Source organism: Sorangium sp. So ce1335 (assembly GCF_051521615.1).
GTDB lineage: Bacteria > Myxococcota_A > Polyangia > Polyangiales > Polyangiaceae > Sorangium.
Window position 1 is genome coordinate 10321644 of the sequence record NZ_CP150363.1, and the last position, 14912, is coordinate 10336555.

At 72.3% G+C, this 14912-nt stretch carries 11 protein-coding genes and 1 pseudogene; 5 read left to right on the forward strand and 7 right to left on the reverse strand.

Going from position 1 to position 14912, the window contains the following annotated elements; genetic code table 11:
- The first annotated feature begins 259 nt into the window (after positions 1-259).
- The 4 genes from WMF24_RS38590 to WMF24_RS38605 all read left to right on the forward strand — a co-directional run bounded on the left by WMF24_RS38590 (position 260) and on the right by WMF24_RS38605 (position 3799).
- Complete coding sequence (locus WMF24_RS38590) at positions 260-622, forward strand: GFA family protein (protein ID WP_437732450.1); 363 nt, start codon at positions 260-262, stop codon at positions 620-622.
- A 330-nt stretch (positions 623-952) separates the two neighbouring features.
- On the forward strand, positions 953-2146 hold the full coding sequence (ada, locus tag WMF24_RS38595) for a bifunctional DNA-binding transcriptional regulator/O6-methylguanine-DNA methyltransferase Ada (protein ID WP_437738905.1): 1194 nt from the start codon (positions 953-955) through the stop codon (positions 2144-2146).
- The gene (locus tag WMF24_RS38600) at positions 2143-2883 is read left to right on the forward strand and encodes a 2OG-Fe(II) oxygenase (RefSeq protein ID WP_437732451.1); all 741 of its coding nucleotides are present in this window, start codon (positions 2143-2145) and stop codon (positions 2881-2883) included. The genes ada and WMF24_RS38600 overlap by 4 nt, the downstream gene beginning before the upstream one ends.
- A 145-nt stretch (positions 2884-3028) precedes the next feature.
- Positions 3029-3799 carry a hypothetical protein gene (locus tag WMF24_RS38605; protein WP_437732452.1) on the forward strand — a complete coding sequence of 257 codons (771 nt, stop codon included), beginning with the start codon at positions 3029-3031 and terminating at the stop codon, positions 3797-3799.
- Between the two features lie 96 nt (positions 3800-3895).
- Here WMF24_RS38605 and WMF24_RS38610 read toward each other — a convergent pair whose 3' ends face one another.
- The 3 genes from WMF24_RS38610 to ypfJ all read right to left on the reverse strand — a co-directional run bounded on the left by WMF24_RS38610 (position 3896) and on the right by ypfJ (position 10460).
- Complete coding sequence (locus WMF24_RS38610; RefSeq protein ID WP_437732453.1) at positions 3896-4498, reverse strand: Uma2 family endonuclease; 603 nt, start codon at positions 4496-4498, stop codon at positions 3896-3898.
- Positions 4499-4603: 105 nt separating this feature from the next.
- Positions 4604-9289, reverse strand: coding sequence for a capsule biosynthesis protein CapB (locus tag WMF24_RS38615; protein WP_437732454.1), 4686 nt, complete (start codon positions 9287-9289; stop codon positions 4604-4606).
- A gap of 334 nt (positions 9290-9623) precedes the next feature.
- Entirely contained in the window at positions 9624-10460 is an 837-nt protein-coding gene (ypfJ, locus tag WMF24_RS38620) for a KPN_02809 family neutral zinc metallopeptidase (RefSeq protein ID WP_437732455.1), read from the reverse strand.
- A gap of 376 nt (positions 10461-10836) precedes the next feature.
- On the opposite strand from ypfJ, the gene WMF24_RS38625 reads away from it, so the two are divergent.
- A complete protein-coding gene (locus tag WMF24_RS38625) occupies positions 10837-11424 on the forward strand; it encodes a peroxiredoxin (protein ID WP_437732456.1) in 588 nt (195 codons plus the stop codon).
- A gap of 57 nt (positions 11425-11481) precedes the next feature.
- On the opposite strand, the gene WMF24_RS38630 is transcribed toward WMF24_RS38625, so the two are convergent.
- The 4 genes and pseudogenes from WMF24_RS38630 to WMF24_RS38645 all read right to left on the reverse strand — a co-directional run.
- Positions 11482-12192: a class I SAM-dependent methyltransferase gene (locus tag WMF24_RS38630; protein ID WP_437732457.1), complete on the reverse strand. Its 711-nt coding sequence runs from the start codon at positions 12190-12192 to the stop codon at positions 11482-11484.
- Between the two features lie 169 nt (positions 12193-12361).
- Complete coding sequence (locus WMF24_RS38635; RefSeq protein ID WP_437732458.1) at positions 12362-12988, reverse strand: glutathione peroxidase; 627 nt, start codon at positions 12986-12988, stop codon at positions 12362-12364.
- A 138-nt stretch (positions 12989-13126) separates the two neighbouring features.
- Entirely contained in the window at positions 13127-13975 is an 849-nt protein-coding gene (locus tag WMF24_RS38640; RefSeq protein WP_437738906.1) for a polysaccharide deacetylase family protein, read from the reverse strand.
- Between the two features lie 321 nt (positions 13976-14296).
- Positions 14297-14686: pseudogene (locus tag WMF24_RS38645) on the reverse strand (cellulose binding domain-containing protein); the annotation flags it as partial.
- Between the last annotated feature and the right edge of the window lie 226 nt (positions 14687-14912).

Below are 14912 nucleotides of genomic sequence, written 5' to 3' on the forward strand. Positions count from 1 at the left end.
CAGCTGGCACCGCCGGAAGCACGCAGTGCGGGTGCAGCAGAAAACCGCCGCCGGATCCCTCGCGCGGCGGCGGGGTCGGCCGGCTGGGCCGGGCACCGAGAAGAACCCTCGACGAGAGGCAATGCGCCGGGGCGGAGGTCGCCGCCAAGCGGCCTGCCCATGCGGCGCCCCGGAGCGGACGCCCCTCTGGGCCCGCGCGGGCCGCACCGTTCGGTGGTTTTGGCGGTACGCGGCCGGCGCCCTGTGGCAGCATGCGCACATGACGGAGCTCAAGACCTATACGGGTGGCTGTCACTGCGGGAAGGTTCGCTACGAGGTAAAGGTGGACCTGAGCGCCCCGGTCGGCGTGTGCAACTGCTCGCGCTGCTCGAAGCTGGGCGTGATGCTGGCCTTCGCGCCGGTGGACCAGTTCACGCTCAAGCAGGGTGGAGACGTCCTCACGGACTACCAGTTCAACAAGAAGGTCATTCATCATCTGTTCTGCTCGGCCTGCGGCGTCGAGTCGTTCGCGCGTGGAACGGGGCCCGACGGGAAGGAGATGTGCGCCATCAACGTGCGCTGCCTGGACGACGTCGATCTCGACGGGCTCGAGACGATGAAGTTCGACGGCAAGAGCATGTGATCACCGCCGCGCCGCGCGATGCGGCGCGGACCGAGGCCCGCGCCGCGCCGATGGGTCCGCCGATGCGCCCGCGGGCGCGCGTGCGGAAGACGGACGCGGCGCCGGAGCAGTGAGCGAGGCGCGGCGAGCGAGCGCCGTCGAGGTCTCCGGCCGGCGCTCGAGCGCCGCGCGCCGCGCAGGGCGAGCTCGTCGGCGGAGACGTCCCGCCCGGCGAGGCCCGGGCACGCGCCGCCGCGCGAATTCGGGAGCAAGACCCGGAGTGCCGGGCTCTCCAGCGCGGGTTAAGGTCGTCGCGTGAACCGCAAGCATCACCGGCAGACGACGGACGACATGTCGAAGAAGGCCCCCCCGCGCGCAGCCGCGGTGGAGCGCGATCCGCGCTGGGCAGCCGTCGTGGCGCGCGACGCGAGCGCCGATGGCACGTTCTTCTACTCGGTCAAGACGACCGGTGTGTACTGCCGTCCATCGTGCGGCGCGCGCCCTGCGAGGCCCGAGAACATCGACTTTCACCCGAGCGCGGCCGCCGCCGAACGGGCGGGGTTCCGCCCGTGTATGCGCTGCAAGCCGGACCAGCCTCCCCTGGCCGAGCGTCAGGCGGCCCAGGTGGCCGCGCTGTGCCGGCTGATCGAGCAGAGCGACGAGGTGCCGAGCCTCGAGGAGCTGGCGCGCCGTGCCGGGCTGAGCGTCTTCCACACGCACCGCGTCTTCAAGGCCGTGACGGGGGTGACGCCGAAGGCGTACGCGGCCGCGCACCGCGCCAGGCGGGTCAGGGCCGCGCTGGGCAAGGACGGCACCGTGACCGAGGCGATCTACGCGGCCGGGTACGGCTCGGGCGGGCGCTTCTACGAGGAGGTGAATCAGGTGCTGGGCATGACGCCGACGAGGTACCGCGCCGGGGGCGCGGACATGGATGTCCGGTTCGCGATCGGGGAGTGCTCGCTCGGCTCGATCCTCGTCGCGGCCACCGCGCGGGGCGTGTGCGCCATCCTGCTGGGGGACGACCCGGAGGAGCTGGTGCACGACCTGGAGCGTCGGTTCCCGCGGGCCCGCCTGATCGGCGGCGACGCCGGGTTCGAGCAGCTCGTCGCGCAGGTGGTGGGCCTCGTGGAGCGCCCCCGCGCCGGCGCGGAGCTGCCGCTCGACGTCCGCGGCACGGCGTTCCAGCAGCGCGTCTGGCAGGCGCTGCGGGCCATTCCGATGGGCGCGACGGCCAGCTATGCGGAGATCGCGAGCGCCATCGGCGCTCCCGGGGCGGCCAGGGCCGTGGCCAAGGCGTGCGCGGCGAACGCGCTGGCGGTGGCGATCCCGTGCCACCGCGTCGTGCGGAACGACGGTGCGCTGTCGGGGTATCGCTGGGGTGTCGAGCGCAAGCGCGCGCTGCTCGACCGGGAGGCGAGCACGCCGGCGCGGGAGGCGAGCGCGCCGGCGCGGGAGGCGAGCGCGCCGGCGCGGGAGGCGAGCGCGCCGGCGCAGGAGGCGGGCGCACGAGAGGCGGGCGCGCCGGCGCGGGAGGCGAGCGCATGAAGGCGCGCCAGGAGGTCGTCCCCGTCGCAAGGAGCGTGGAGCAGCGGGTCGCGTCGACCGACTGGGCGCGCGTGTCGCAGGCGCTCGACGCCGAGGGCTGCGCGGTGATCGAGGGGCTCCTCACCGGGGACGAGTGCGGCGAGCTCGCGGCGCTGTACGGGCGCGAGGAGCCCTTTCGCAGCCGCGTGGTGATGGCACGCCACGGGTTCGGGCGCGGGGAGTACAAGTACTTCGCGCACCCGCTCCCCGGGCTCGTCGCCGCCCTGCGCGCCAGCGTCTACCCGCGCCTCGTGCCCATCGCCAACCGCTGGAGCGAGGCCATGGGCCTCGATGTGCAGTACCCGGAGGACCACGCGCGCTTCGTCGAGCGCTGCCACGCCGCGGGTCAGGTCCAGCCGACACCGCTCCTCTTGCAGTACGGGGAGGGCGATTACAACTGCCTGCACCAGGACCTCTACGGCGAGCATGTCTTTCCGCTCCAGGTCGCGATGCTCCTGTCCGAGCCCGGGCGCGACTTCACGGGCGGCGAGCTCGTGATGACGGAGCAGCGCCCGCGCATGCAATCTCGGCCGATGGTGGTGCCGATGCGCCAGGGCGACGCGGCGGTGTTCGCGGTCCGCCACCGGCCGGTGCAGGGGACGCGCGGGGTGTACCGGGTCAACATGCGACATGGGGTCAGCCGCGTGCACTCGGGGCGCCGTCACACGGTGGGTATCATCTTTCATGACGCGACCTGATGGCGTGCGCGGGCGCCGCCGAGGCGCTCGCCCTGCCGCGCGTGCCGTGAGGTCACGTGGAGGGACCTCGTTGCTGTAGCCTGCGGCGGCCCGTCGCCGATCGGCTCTCGCCGAGCCGACGAAACGGGCGGGAGGCATCGAGGGAATGAGGAGCCAATTCGGTCTGCTGGTGGGGACTTGCGCGTGTGCCTTGCTCGCCGCCTGCGGCGGTGATGACACAGGCGGCAGCGGCGGCGCAGGCGGCAGCGGCGGCGCGGGCGGCAGCGGCGGCGCGGGCGGGGAGACGAGCTTGCTCGCGCTGTACCAGGCGGCCGTCGCCGACGCCGAGGTCGCCGAGGAGAGCGAGCGCGTGGACACGTTGATTGCGATCGACGGCGAGAACGGTGAGCTCCTCCGCGACGACGAGGATCGCGTGCTGATGGTCACCTGGACGTCGTACGCGGGCTATGACGAGCTGGTGGGCGAGGAGACGACGCTCGCCGTCGAGGTCTGGGGAACGGCGGCGCCCAGGCTCCAGGCGTTCTGCCGCGCGAGCGGGCTCGAAGGGACGGCGCTCTCACTGCGGCTCGAGCAGCGGCTCGGCCTGCCGCCGGAGGACGGGAAGGACCGCATCGTTCAGCTCTGGGTGCCGGCCGAGTCGATGTTCCGCCCGAGCCCGGACCCGGAGATCGACGACTCGGTCGCCGAGCTCGATTTCCCGAGCGGCACGCCGCAAGAGCACGTGGACTGGGTCAACGCTCTTGAGGCGACGTCCTACGGCGAGAACGGCTACCCGTGGACGCGCCTTGGCTACACGTACGACTGGAGCCCCGACGGGACGGAGGTCGGCGAGAGCGAGTTCGTTATCGAAAAGGGCACGACGGTCGTCGTGGAGTCGGTCACGTCGCAGGAGGAGTACTGCCGACCGGCTCCGTGACGCGCTCACCGTCGCGTGTTGCGAGCGCGCGCCCGGCGGTGGTGCCCCGACGCCGTGCTCCGTCGAGCCGCCGCGCGCGGACGCCCGACGTACCTTCTATCGCCGCTCAGCCCATTCGTTCGCGGCGGGCGCGAGCGGTACCTTGCGGTAGACGCGGTCGACGTCGATGACGACGCCGATCGACTCGAGCTCGAGCTGCGTGCCGGGGCCCAGGATCGAGAGCAGCCACCGGCCGTCCGGCTGCCGCTGGAAGTGCTCGATGCGCGCCTCCTTCTGGGAGACGAGCACATACTCCACGATCGAGGGGACGCTCCGGTACTGCGCGAACTTGTCGCCTCGATCGTAGGCCTCCGACGTCTCGGAGAGCACCTCGACGACCACGCTCGGATTCATCAGCGTGTCGACCTCTGCGTCCTCGAACACGGGCTCGCCGCAGACGACAGACGCGTCGGGATAGACGTAGCGCCCCGTGGACGCGATCTTGACCCGCATGTCGGAGGTGTGGACCTCGCAGGCGCGCTCCAGCAGCGCATTGCCGAGCTCGCGCTGGATGTTCCCCGCCAGGAGGCTGTGCTCCCGCGAACAGCCCGACATGGCGAAGATCTCGCCGTTCGCGTACTCGTGCTTCTGCTCGGAGGCCCGCTCGAACGCGAGGTACTCCGCGGGCGAGAGCCCGGTGCGCCTGGCAGGCTGCCCCATCGCGGACAGCCTACGGCATCCGCTGGCCCGGCGCGAGGGGCCTGCCCCCGGATCCGACGTCGCCGACCGCTACTCCGCCGGCTCCTCTTCGCCCAGCCCGCCCGCTCACCCCTGCTCCGCCGGCGCCGCCCCCGGCGGCGGCGCGGCCGCCTCGGCCTTCTTCTTCCGCCGGCTCTCCAGCCAGGCCCTGCGCTTCTCGACCCACTTGGCGAGATCCTTCGCCAGCCAGCCGCCCTTCTGCCGCCCCACGATCTCCCGCAGCATGAGCGCCGCCTGGCCGTGGCCGACGCGCATCGCGAACAGGTCGTCCATCACGATCTTCGCCCACCGCGTCCGGCGCACCGAGTCCATGTGATCCACGAACTGCTCGATCCGCAAGAGCACCTTCGTCCCGAGCCCCGTCTTGCCCGTCACGACGAGCGCGGCCGTCTTCTCCTTGTCGAGCGCCTCCAGCCTGCGGATCGCCCCGTCGATCAGGTTCGCGTGCTCCGCCCACTCGGCGCCGCCCTGCTCCTTCGCCGCGCGCACCGCCGCGAGCGCCTCGCGCAGGTCGATGAGCCCGAAGTCCGAGTACGAAAGGAAGAACGTCAGCACCTCGCGCCGCGCCGACGGGTTGCTCTGCATCCGCTCGATCGCCGTCCGCACCCGGTCCATCGACAGCCACCGGTACACGAAGTCGAGCCCCGTCCCCTTGATGTTCTGCGACCCCATCAGCCGCGCGTCGAACCCCGGCGGGATCTCGCGCGTGATGAAGTCGATCACCTTGTCGCCCTTCGCGTCCGCGTTCCACAGCACCGCGATCCGCTCCAGGAACAGCTCGCGGAACGCCGCCCGGAACGCCTGGTTCGCCTCGGCGTCCGCGCCCCGCGACAGCGCCGCCTCCACCTCGGCCCGCGCCTTGTCGCGCCGGGCCAGCCGCCGCGCCAGCCGCGCCGCGTGGTGGACGATGTCCGGGCGGATGTCGTCCTCCCCCGCCGGCGGCGCGTGCGCCTCCAGCGCCTTCTTCACCGCCGCCTCGATCGCCTCGGGCTCGCCCTTCTTCCCCGCCACCTCGGGGCTGCCGACGATCGCCGCCGCCGCCGCCTCGTCGATCGTCGGCAGCGCGCGCAGCATCCGGGTGAGATCGTCCTCGAACGCGCCAGCGCGCGCCGGGATGCCCACCTTCTTCATCTGCTCGTCGAAGCGCCCGAGCGCGCGCTCCTTGCCCCCGTCGCCCGTGATCACCATGTCGCGCAGCCGCGTGTCGAGCCCCTCCGTGATGAACTGCATCATCCCGCCGAGGTTCGAGTTGATCAGCACGACGTGATCGACCCCGATGTCCTCCACGATGATCTGCGCGAACACGCGCGACCGCGCGACCCGATCCGCGCGGTTGTTCACCACCATCACCGTCGCCTTGCCGGGCGTCGCGTCGATGTCGTGCTTGTCGAACGCGAGCCGCGTCCAGTTCGACATGAACCCCGCGCGCTCGTTCGCGCTCATCCCGTTCGAGAACGTGAGCTTCCTCCCCCGGTACTGCACCGTCGGGTAGGTCTTGAGCACGCCGAGGTCGAGGATCACGTGGTCCGCGATCTCGACGAGCGCGAACTCGCGATCGACGCCGAAGTGGTCCGCGAGCGCCAGCACGAGCGCCACGTTGCGCGGGTGCTCCTGGTACGGGAGCCGGTCCAGCAGATCGACCGGCAGGAGGTCCGCGTCGATCGGCGGGATGGCGACGAGGTTCGTCCCCTTGCGCTGCGCCGCGTCCTTGAGCAGCGGCAGCATCTGCTCCTCGGTCGTGAAGGACAGCCCGTCCGTCGGCATGAAGCGCGCGATCACCCGCGCCACGTCCTCGCCGCCCGGCCCCTGGATGTCCTCGTGATCCGGGTAGGCGTTCGTCAGCGTGGTGATCTCGTCGCGCATCCACTCGGAGCAGAGCGTGTCCACGAAGAGCGGCTGGAGCGCCATGCACTCCCACAGGAACACCTGCGCGCGCAGGTTCCTGCCGGCGGCGAGGATGTTCCGCTGCTCCCAGATCGTCGCCTTGTCGTACGGGCGGTAGATGAAGATCTCCTGCGCCGGCAGGTCGCGCATGGCGTGGATGAACATCGCCTCGCAGCCGGTCGTCTTCACGACGACGTCGTAGCGGAGCGCGTGGAAGAGCGCGGCCTTGAGCCGCTCCGAGCCGCTCTTGCCGCGCGTGCCCCAGCCACCGATCGTGAGCGGGATGCCCCGCCGCGCGCGCTCGATCTGCGTCATGATCCACGCGGCCCGCAGCACCATGTACGCGAGGACGAGGAACACGATCCACGCGAGCTGCGTCGGGACGTTGCCCGCCGGCGACACGAGGTACGAGAAGAAGCTGTCGATCCAGACCGGCATCGACGGGCCGGCGAGCCAGTCGCGGCCGAGCTGGAGCGCCGAGGGCAGCGCGACGGCGAGGAACTTGCCCGGCAGGTGCGGCTCGATCGCGTACGGCCGGCCGCCGACGTCGCCGCCCGTGTCGCCGAGCGAGACGGTGAAGCCGAGCTCGGTCGTGATCTGCGTGAACTTCTTCTGCTCCGCCGGCTCCTGCGCCACGAGCGCGCGCATGCGCGCCTGCGCGTAGCGGTCGTAGCGCAGCGTGAGCAGGGCGCGGGCGCGCAGCCGGTGCGCGAGCTTCTCCGGCGCGCGCACCGTGACCGTGCCGCGCGCCGTGATCAGGCGGATCTCGCGCTGGGTCAGGCTCGCGGCGGCGAGCAGATCGTCGATGCGGGGCACGAACGGGCCCCAGCCGCCGACGGGCGGGTAGACGTGCCGCTCGCCCGGCACGCGCGTGGGCGTCACCTCCGCCATGCCGACGGGCGGCGCGACGAGCTCGCCCGCGAAGAGGCGGCCGCTCGTGTGGATCCACCCCTTGCGCTTGTCCGGCATCGGCGTGCGCAGCTCGTGCACGAGCCGCCAGAGGCGGAAGCCGCGCGGCTCGCCGCGCGTGAGCACGTACCGGCCCCGGCCGCGGCGCCGCAGCGTGTAGGTCATGTCCCCGCGCGACGCGACCGCGAGCGCGCGCTCGATGTCCCGCGGCTCGGCGTCGCGCGGGATCTCGACCGGCGCGCTCTCGCCCTCGAGGAGCTCCGAGGCCGCCGCGACGAGGGCCTGGCGGATGTGCTCGGCGACAGGGCGGCTCTCGACCTCGAGCAGCCGCAGCACGGCGGCCGCCTCGTCGGACAGGTCCGGCGTCATCGCCGGGCGGCTCGCGAACTCGGCGAGCAGGTCGACGAACGTCGTCGGCGGCAGCGGGGCGTACGGCCCGGCGCAGAGCGTGCGGACCCCCTCGAGCGCCGCGCGGGACGCGAGCGGCGGGCCGGGGTTCGTGAGGGCGTGGCGCACGGCGCGCTCGGCGAACGGGGCGGCGTCCGCGCTGTCGGTCGCGTGGCGGGAGAGCTCCCGCATGGCGTAGCCGCGGACGCGCGGCGACCCGTCCGCCTCCGCGAGCTCGACCAGCGCGGCGAGGGCGTCGGCGCTGCCGAGCGCGACGAGCTGGCGCACGAGCTCCTGGCGGACGTGCTCGCTCGGGTCGTCGCGGGTGATGAGCGCGATCGCCAGCGGGTCCGCGCTCGCGGGCGCAGCGCGGGCCGGCTGCGCGCTGCCCGCGGGCACAGCGCTGAGCCGCGGCGCCGAGTCGGGCGCGGGCTCGTCGGGCGGCTCGGAGCTCCCGGGGATCTCGGCGCTCTCGGGGCCGCCCGGGACCTCGGGGCCGCCCGCGCCCTCGGGACCGCCGGCGCTCTCCGGGCCCCGCGGCGCCGCGTCCCCCGGGGCGACGCCCGGCCTGCTTCCGCGGCCCGCCTGCGCGCCGTTCCAGAGGGGCGCGTCGTGGGCCCCGCCGGCGCGGCGCCCCGCGCGGGCGCCGTCGAGCGGGATCACCGGGGCCGAGGGGCGCGCGGCCTCGCCGAGCAGGCGCAGGGCGTTGCGGCGGAGGATGGGCCCGTCCTTGTCCGCGCGGTCGCGCGCGCGGAGGCGCTCGGCGAGCAGCGAGTACGCCTCGTCCGGGAAGAGCAGGACGCCGATCTCGAGCGCGGCGATCTGCACCCAGCGGGACGCGCCGACGCCGCGCGACCACGCCAGCACGGAGCGGGCGGCGTCGAGCCCGAGGTGGCCGAGCCGCTCGCGCGCCGGGATGCGGTGCAGGAGGGCGACGGCGGCGAGCAGGGCGGCGCGGCGGACGGGCGCGGGGCGGCTCGGCTCGGCGTGCGCGATGGCGAGCCGGAGCACGCCGCCGTCGCGGACCACGTGCAGCGCGTCGGCCGGGTCGTCGAGGTGCTGCGCGAGGTGGGTGAGCGCGTGGTAAGCGACCTCGATCTCGTCGAGGCGATCGGCGATGTTCGTGGCGAAGCGCTCCTGCGCCGCCTCGAGGTCGAGGTTGCGGCCGAGCGCCGACAGATCGCCGGCCTGCTCGAGGCGCCCGGCGGCCCAGCCGAGCAGCGAGACGCCGCCCTTCGTGCGCTCGCGCGCCCAGACGCGGAGCTGCCTGGCGAGCAGCTCGCGCCGCTCGGCGGGCGTGGCGGCCGACTGGTAGGCGACGACGAGCGCGGACTCGGCGCTGCGCAGCCTGTCGACCTCCGCGACAGCGCCGTCGGCGCACCGCGCGAGCGCGGCGAGGAGCGCGGGCGCCGGGTGCTCCTCGTCGCCGAGGTCGGCGGTGACGCGCGCGACGACGGTGGCGATGGCGCGCGGGCGCAGGCGCACCTCGATCTGGGGGAGGCTGTCCTCGATGACCTCCGCCAACGACCGCGGCGCGGCGGTCCAGCCGTCGGACGGCAGGCGCGAGCTCACGGCGCCTCCGCGCGACGACGATCGCGAAGGGAGCGGCCTTGCGGCGGGGGGCGAACGGCACCGTACGGCGAGACCATCGGCGGGCGAGCAGGGTACACCGTCGGCCGGAGCTGTCGCGAGCCGCTCTTCACGCGCCGTGCGCCCCGCAGGTCCCGGGGGCGGAATCACGCGATCGCGCCCGCCCGACGCGGCCTCTTCGGGGTCGTCTTGAACACAAGCGGAGCCTGCGCGCCGCGGCGGATCCGGCCCGGCGGCGCGCGCGGACAGATCGGGCCGTCTCGGGCGAGCGCTTCCCTGCCCGGGGATCAGGCCATCTCGGGCGCGGGCTCCCCTCTCACGGCGAGCCTTCCGCGAACGTGTCGCAGTCCGCGATGCGGCCGCCCTGCATGCCGCGCTTGAACCACGCGACCCGCTGCGCGGACGAGCCGTGCGTCCACGTCTCCGGGTTGACCCTGCCGGTCGCGGACTTCTGCAGCCGGTCGTCGCCGATCGCGGACGCGGCCTGGAGCGCCTCCTCGACGTCGCCCGCCTCGAGCAGATCGCGCTTCGCCGTGGAGTTGGCCCACACGCCGGCGAAGCAATCCGCCTGGAGCTCCATCCGCACGGAGAGGGCGTTCTGCTCGCGGGGGTTCGCTCGCTGCTCCTGGCGCACGCGGCGCTCGATCCCGAGGACGTTCTGCACGTGGTGGCCGATCTCGTGGGCGAGCACGTACGCCTGGGCGAAGTCGCCGGGCGCGCCGAACCGCGCCTTGAGCTCGCGGTAGAATCCGAGATCGATGTACGCCGTCCGGTCCGCCGGGCAGTAGAACGGCCCCATCGCCGCCTCGCCGATGCCGCAGCCCGACCTCACGGAGTCGGTGAACACCGTGAGCTTCGGCGCCGGGTACGTCTGCCCATCCCGGCTGAACACCTGCTTCCACACCGCCTCGGTGTCATCGAGGACGAAGGAAACGAAATCGACGAGCCGCTCCTCCTCGGGCGAGCTCGCCCGCTCGGTCTGGGCGCCGGGGAGCGAGACGCCCTGCCCGAGCCCCGAGCTGAGGAGATCCTTGCCGAAGACGAGCGAGAGAACGAGCAGGATCACCGTCCCGCCGATGCCCATCTTCGCTCCGCCGGAGACGCCGCGGAGGTCTTGGAGGTTCGCACTGCGTTTCCCGGGTGTCCATCGCATGGCAACCGCAGGTATAGCGTGGACCGCGCGTCAGGTGGCACCTTAGCTTTCGGTCAGGACGTTTTGCATCGCTCGCTTGGCCGCGGCGCCGGGGTGACGCCCCCTCCGACGACACGCGTCCTTGTCATCAGAAAAGGAACCACTGAGGTACAGAGGCCACAGAGGCCACAGAGGCCACAGAGGTAGAGAGGTTTTCGCTCTCCTCTGCCCTCTGTGGCCTCTGTGCCTCTGTGGTTCGAATTCTTCTCCATTCATCAGGCAGGACCCCCTTCGACAACTCGCCAGCGTCAGCGTCGCCCCGTCAACCTCGGCAGCGGCAGAGTCCCTCGTGCAACGTCGCTTGCGGTCCCCTGGGGCCGGTGGGACCATGCGCGCCATGAAGAGCCGAACGCACCTCGCCTCCCCCCTCGGCCTCGCGCTCGCGGCGCTGGCCCTCGCCGCTGGCTGCAACGAGCCCGCCGGCGCGCCCGGCGGGGCGGCCGAAAAGCCCGCGCAGGCGGGCGTCTCCGGGGCCGCCCAGGCCGCCCCGCTCAAGCCCGGCGACGCCGCGCCCGACGTGACGCTCACGCTCCACGACGGCAGGCAGGTGAAGCTCTCGAGCCTGCAAGGCAAGCAGGTCCTCGTCTACTTCTACCCCAAGGACGACACGCCGGGCTGCACCGTCCAGGCCAAGGGCCTGCGCGACGGCTGGGCCGATCTCCAGGCCGCGGGGCTCGAGGTCTACGGCGTCTCGACCCAGGACGCGCAGAGCCACCAGTCCTTCATCCAGAAATACGATCTCCCCTTCCCGCTCGTCGTCGACGTCGACGGCGCGGTCTCGAAGGCGTTCCACGTGCCGATGCGCAACGACTTCGCCTCGCGCCAGTCCTTCCTCATCGGCAAGGACGGCAAGATCAAGCAGGTGTGGCTCGAGGTCGATCCCAAGGAGCACGCCGCGGCCATCCTCGACGCGGCGAAGAGCTGAGCGACTCCATTGCGCCGCCGAGCGCGCGAGCGTGCGCCGCGCACGCTCGCGCCACGATCACGCCGGCTCGCGGCGCGTCACCCAGACCTTGATGTGCAGCTCGCCGAAGATCAGGCGAGGCGCCACGAGGCCTGCCTGGGCCAGGAGCGCGAAGACCTCGTCATCCGAGGCCGGGACACGCAACGACGCCATGGCCTTCCGTCGTTGCTCCACCGCCTCGGAGCGCCGCCCATTCGCGATGATCCGCCGCTCCTCGACGGCGCTCAGCAGCGGGTCGTTTCCGACCCGACAGCCGATCACGAACGGCGCCCCCGGCTTCAGCCGCCCGGCGATCTCCCGCAAGAGCTCGAGGCGCGCCTCGTCCCCCGGGAGGTGGTGCAGGACGCCGATCATCTGGGCGCCGTCGAACAGGGGCCCGCGCTCGAGATCGCGCAGCTCGCAGGCATGCAGGCTCGTCCGCTCGAGGAGGCCCTCCGCCGCGAGCTTCTCTCTCGCGACGGCGAGCATCTCCGGCGAGGGGTCGACGCCCGTGAACCGGACACCGGCCCCCACGTACCGCGCGAGCGGCTTCACCTCGCTCCCGGTCCCGACGCCGACCATGAGCAGCGACGCGGCCTCCGTCTCGGGGAGCGCTGCGGCGATCACCTCGGCGACGATCTGGTACATGGCGCCATAGGCCGCCCACATCCGGTGCACATTGGCGTCGTAGCTCAGCGCCCGCTCGCGATCGAAGCCCGCTGCGTGCTGCCCGTGATCGTGCGTCTTCATCACGCATCCTCCTTGGCCGACGGTCGCTCGGACCGCCTGCCGCCAGGGAGTACCGCCTTTCATGCCCTGCCGACAGGGCGCGGCTTTCGATCCGATCGGCGGGTTTTTCTGTCCCGCCCCCGCGCAGGCCAGGGGCCCGGCGCCGCGTCGGCCCCGCGGACGCCGGGGCTCACCCGCCGAGCGCGCTGTCGATCGCCTGCGTGAGCTTCGGGTCGTCCGGCGCCACGGACGACTCGAACCGCGCGATCACCGACCCGTCCTTGCCGATCAGGAACTTGGTGAAGTTCCACTTCACCTCTTGCGCCTCCCCGCCGGGCGCGGACCGCGTGAGGAAGGCATAGAGCGGGTGCTTGTTGCCCCCCTTGACCGGGATCTTCGAGAACATGGGGAAGCTGACGCCGAACTTCGTCGAGCAGAAGGCGGCGATCTCGGCGTCGGTCCCCGGCTCCTGCCCGCCGAAATCGTTCGACGGGAAGCCGAGGACGGAGAAGCCGCGATCCTTGAGGCGATCGTGGAGCGCCTCGAGCCCCGCGTACTGCGGCGTGTAGCCGCACTCCGATGCGGTGTTCACGACGAGCAGCACCTTGCCCCGGTAGTCGCCGAGGGAGCGGTCCTGTCCGTCGATGGTCTTCATGGTGAAGTCGTGGAATGACATGGCCTTTCCTTCCTGAGCGGCGCCGGGCGTGCGCTCCGGCGAGGGCTGCTGGACGTCCTTTCCGCAGCCCGACACGCAGGCGAGGGCGATCGAGGTGGTCAGGGCGAGTCCGCACCGGAGCGCGCGCGGCGAGCTTTCCATGACGGGATGGATAGTCGCGCGTCCGGGCCGCGTCGAGGCTCGCAGGGAGGTCGGGAGGGGCCCCCGGCCGGGTCCGCCCGGCCGGGGTCGGCAGGATCGCGCGCGATCCTGAGGGAGGTGCCGACGAGGCGCGATCGGCTACGGCGACAGGGTGAGCGAGCCCGTGTCGAGCGCGACCTCGTAGTAGCCGTGCGGATCCCAGGTGAGCGCGACGCCGTTCTGCTTGAGCGTCCCGCCGTCCACCCGCACGCGCAGGTACTTGCCCGGCGGGAAGTTGGCGGGCAGCGTCCACCTCCACGTCCTGTCGCTGCCGGACGTCGCGGGCGTGACCGACGAGAGCACCTTCTGGCCGCGCCAGTAGGCGCCGACGTTGACAACGCTGTCGATCCACACGTCGCCGAGGTTCTTGGTGTGCTGGACGTGATCGAGGAAGGCCCGGAGCGGTATGGCCTGATAGGCACCGTCGCTGCCGCCGGTGAAGCCGTGGATACAGAAGGTGCGCCACCTCCCGGCCGACCGCGCGCTCGTGACCTGCTCGTCCATCACCCCCGTGGAGGCGTTGGCAGGGGGAATGTAGCTTGGCAGATTGAACGGATCGGTCGAGTCGTTCGGGCCGATGAGGTTGTTGGCGACGCCGCGATTGATGAGGAAGCGCGTCCGCGCGATGTTCGTGTACACCGACGAGCCGTTCGGGGCCGCCATCGTGTACGGCCTGATGCCGAACGTCTGCTGGATGAACTGCGTCGCGGCGTCCGTGTCGGCGCCGCTGTCGTTGCTCGAGTGGCTCTTCGTGTGGTTGCCGAGCTCGTGCCCGTCCGCCAGCGCCCTCCGCCACACCGCGTTGTTCGACTCGCTCTTGCCGGTCTGGAGGTAGAAGGTGAACGGCACGTCGAGCGCGTTCAGCGCGTCGTAGTTCTGGATCTGGCTCGAGTTCGAGTCGTCGAAGCTGTACGACACGGCGCCCCGGAACCCCGCCCAGTTGAGCACGACCAGGTTGCCCGGCGCGCCGGACGGCCTCGGCACATTGCCGCCCGGCGGGACCGGGAGCCCCGAGCTCCCGCCCGGGGTGCCGCCGCCTCCTCCTGCGCCGCCGCTGCCACCGCCCGCGCCTCCCGCGCCGCCGCCGCCCCCGAAGCCGCCGGCCCCGGAGCTGGCCGAGGAGCTGCTGCTGCTCGACGCGCTGCTGCTCGACGCGCTGCTGCTCGACGCGCTGCTGCTCGAGCTCGCCGAGGTCGAGCCCGCCCCGCTGCCGGTGACCGACGCGATCGTGGGCGTGCCGGCGCCGTTCGCGCAGAAGCCCCACTGCGTCGTGGCCCCCGCGCCCAGCGCGGCGTTCCAGTCCAGGGGGACGGCGGTGAACTGGTCGTTCGACGACGTGGGTGTCACGCTCCACGCGCTGGCGAGCCTGGCGCCGTTGAGCGCGACGACCACGCGCCACGAGGTGACCGGGGTGGCCCCGTTCGTCACGATCACGTTCGCGCAGTACCCCCCCGACCACTGCGACTGCATCGTGATTCTCGCCGACATGGCAGCGTCGAGGCTGTTGGGGTCGCTCTCCAGCGCCACGCTCTCGTCGTCATCGTAGGACTCGCCGCCACAGGCGAGGAGGCAGCATGCGATCGCGACCGAGCCGTAGCTCAGCAAGCTGTTAAGACGCATAAATTTCTCCTTGGAGCGGCCGGAGGGGCCGCAAGACATCAGCAAAGATGATCAAGCAAGATTCTTACGTCAGCGTTACACGTGCATTGCGCGTGGCTCTGCGCGTGGGGGCATATGCCCGGGAGACGAGCCTTTGATCACGCGCTGCGATTGTCGAGGTCCCGGTGTATCCATGCAACGCACCACGACCCAGAGGGCCGCCGGATGTGATGAAGCATCTCCGGCAGCGCCCACGCGGGGCCCGTCTCGCCAGGGCACCGGCACA

What these genes read in the sequence shown, in the direction of transcription:
- WMF24_RS38630 (WP_437732457.1), bottom strand. Translation starts at nt 12,192, where the DNA reads ATGAAGACGCACGATCACGGGCAGCACGCAGCGGGCTTCGATCGCGAG.
- ypfJ (WP_437732455.1), bottom strand. Translation starts at nt 10,460, where the DNA reads ATGCGATGGACACCCGGGAAACGCAGTGCGAACCTCCAAGACCTCCGC.
- ada (WP_437738905.1), top strand. Translation starts at nt 953, where the DNA reads ATGTCGAAGAAGGCCCCCCCGCGCGCAGCCGCGGTGGAGCGCGATCCG.
- WMF24_RS38610 (WP_437732453.1), bottom strand. Translation starts at nt 4,498, where the DNA reads ATGGGGCAGCCTGCCAGGCGCACCGGGCTCTCGCCCGCGGAGTACCTC.
- WMF24_RS38625 (WP_437732456.1), top strand. Translation starts at nt 10,837, where the DNA reads ATGAAGAGCCGAACGCACCTCGCCTCCCCCCTCGGCCTCGCGCTCGCG.
- WMF24_RS38605 (WP_437732452.1), top strand. Translation starts at nt 3,029, where the DNA reads ATGAGGAGCCAATTCGGTCTGCTGGTGGGGACTTGCGCGTGTGCCTTG.
- WMF24_RS38635 (WP_437732458.1), bottom strand. Translation starts at nt 12,988, where the DNA reads ATGGAAAGCTCGCCGCGCGCGCTCCGGTGCGGACTCGCCCTGACCACC.
- WMF24_RS38600 (WP_437732451.1), top strand. Translation starts at nt 2,143, where the DNA reads ATGAAGGCGCGCCAGGAGGTCGTCCCCGTCGCAAGGAGCGTGGAGCAG.
- WMF24_RS38590 (WP_437732450.1), top strand. Translation starts at nt 260, where the DNA reads ATGACGGAGCTCAAGACCTATACGGGTGGCTGTCACTGCGGGAAGGTT.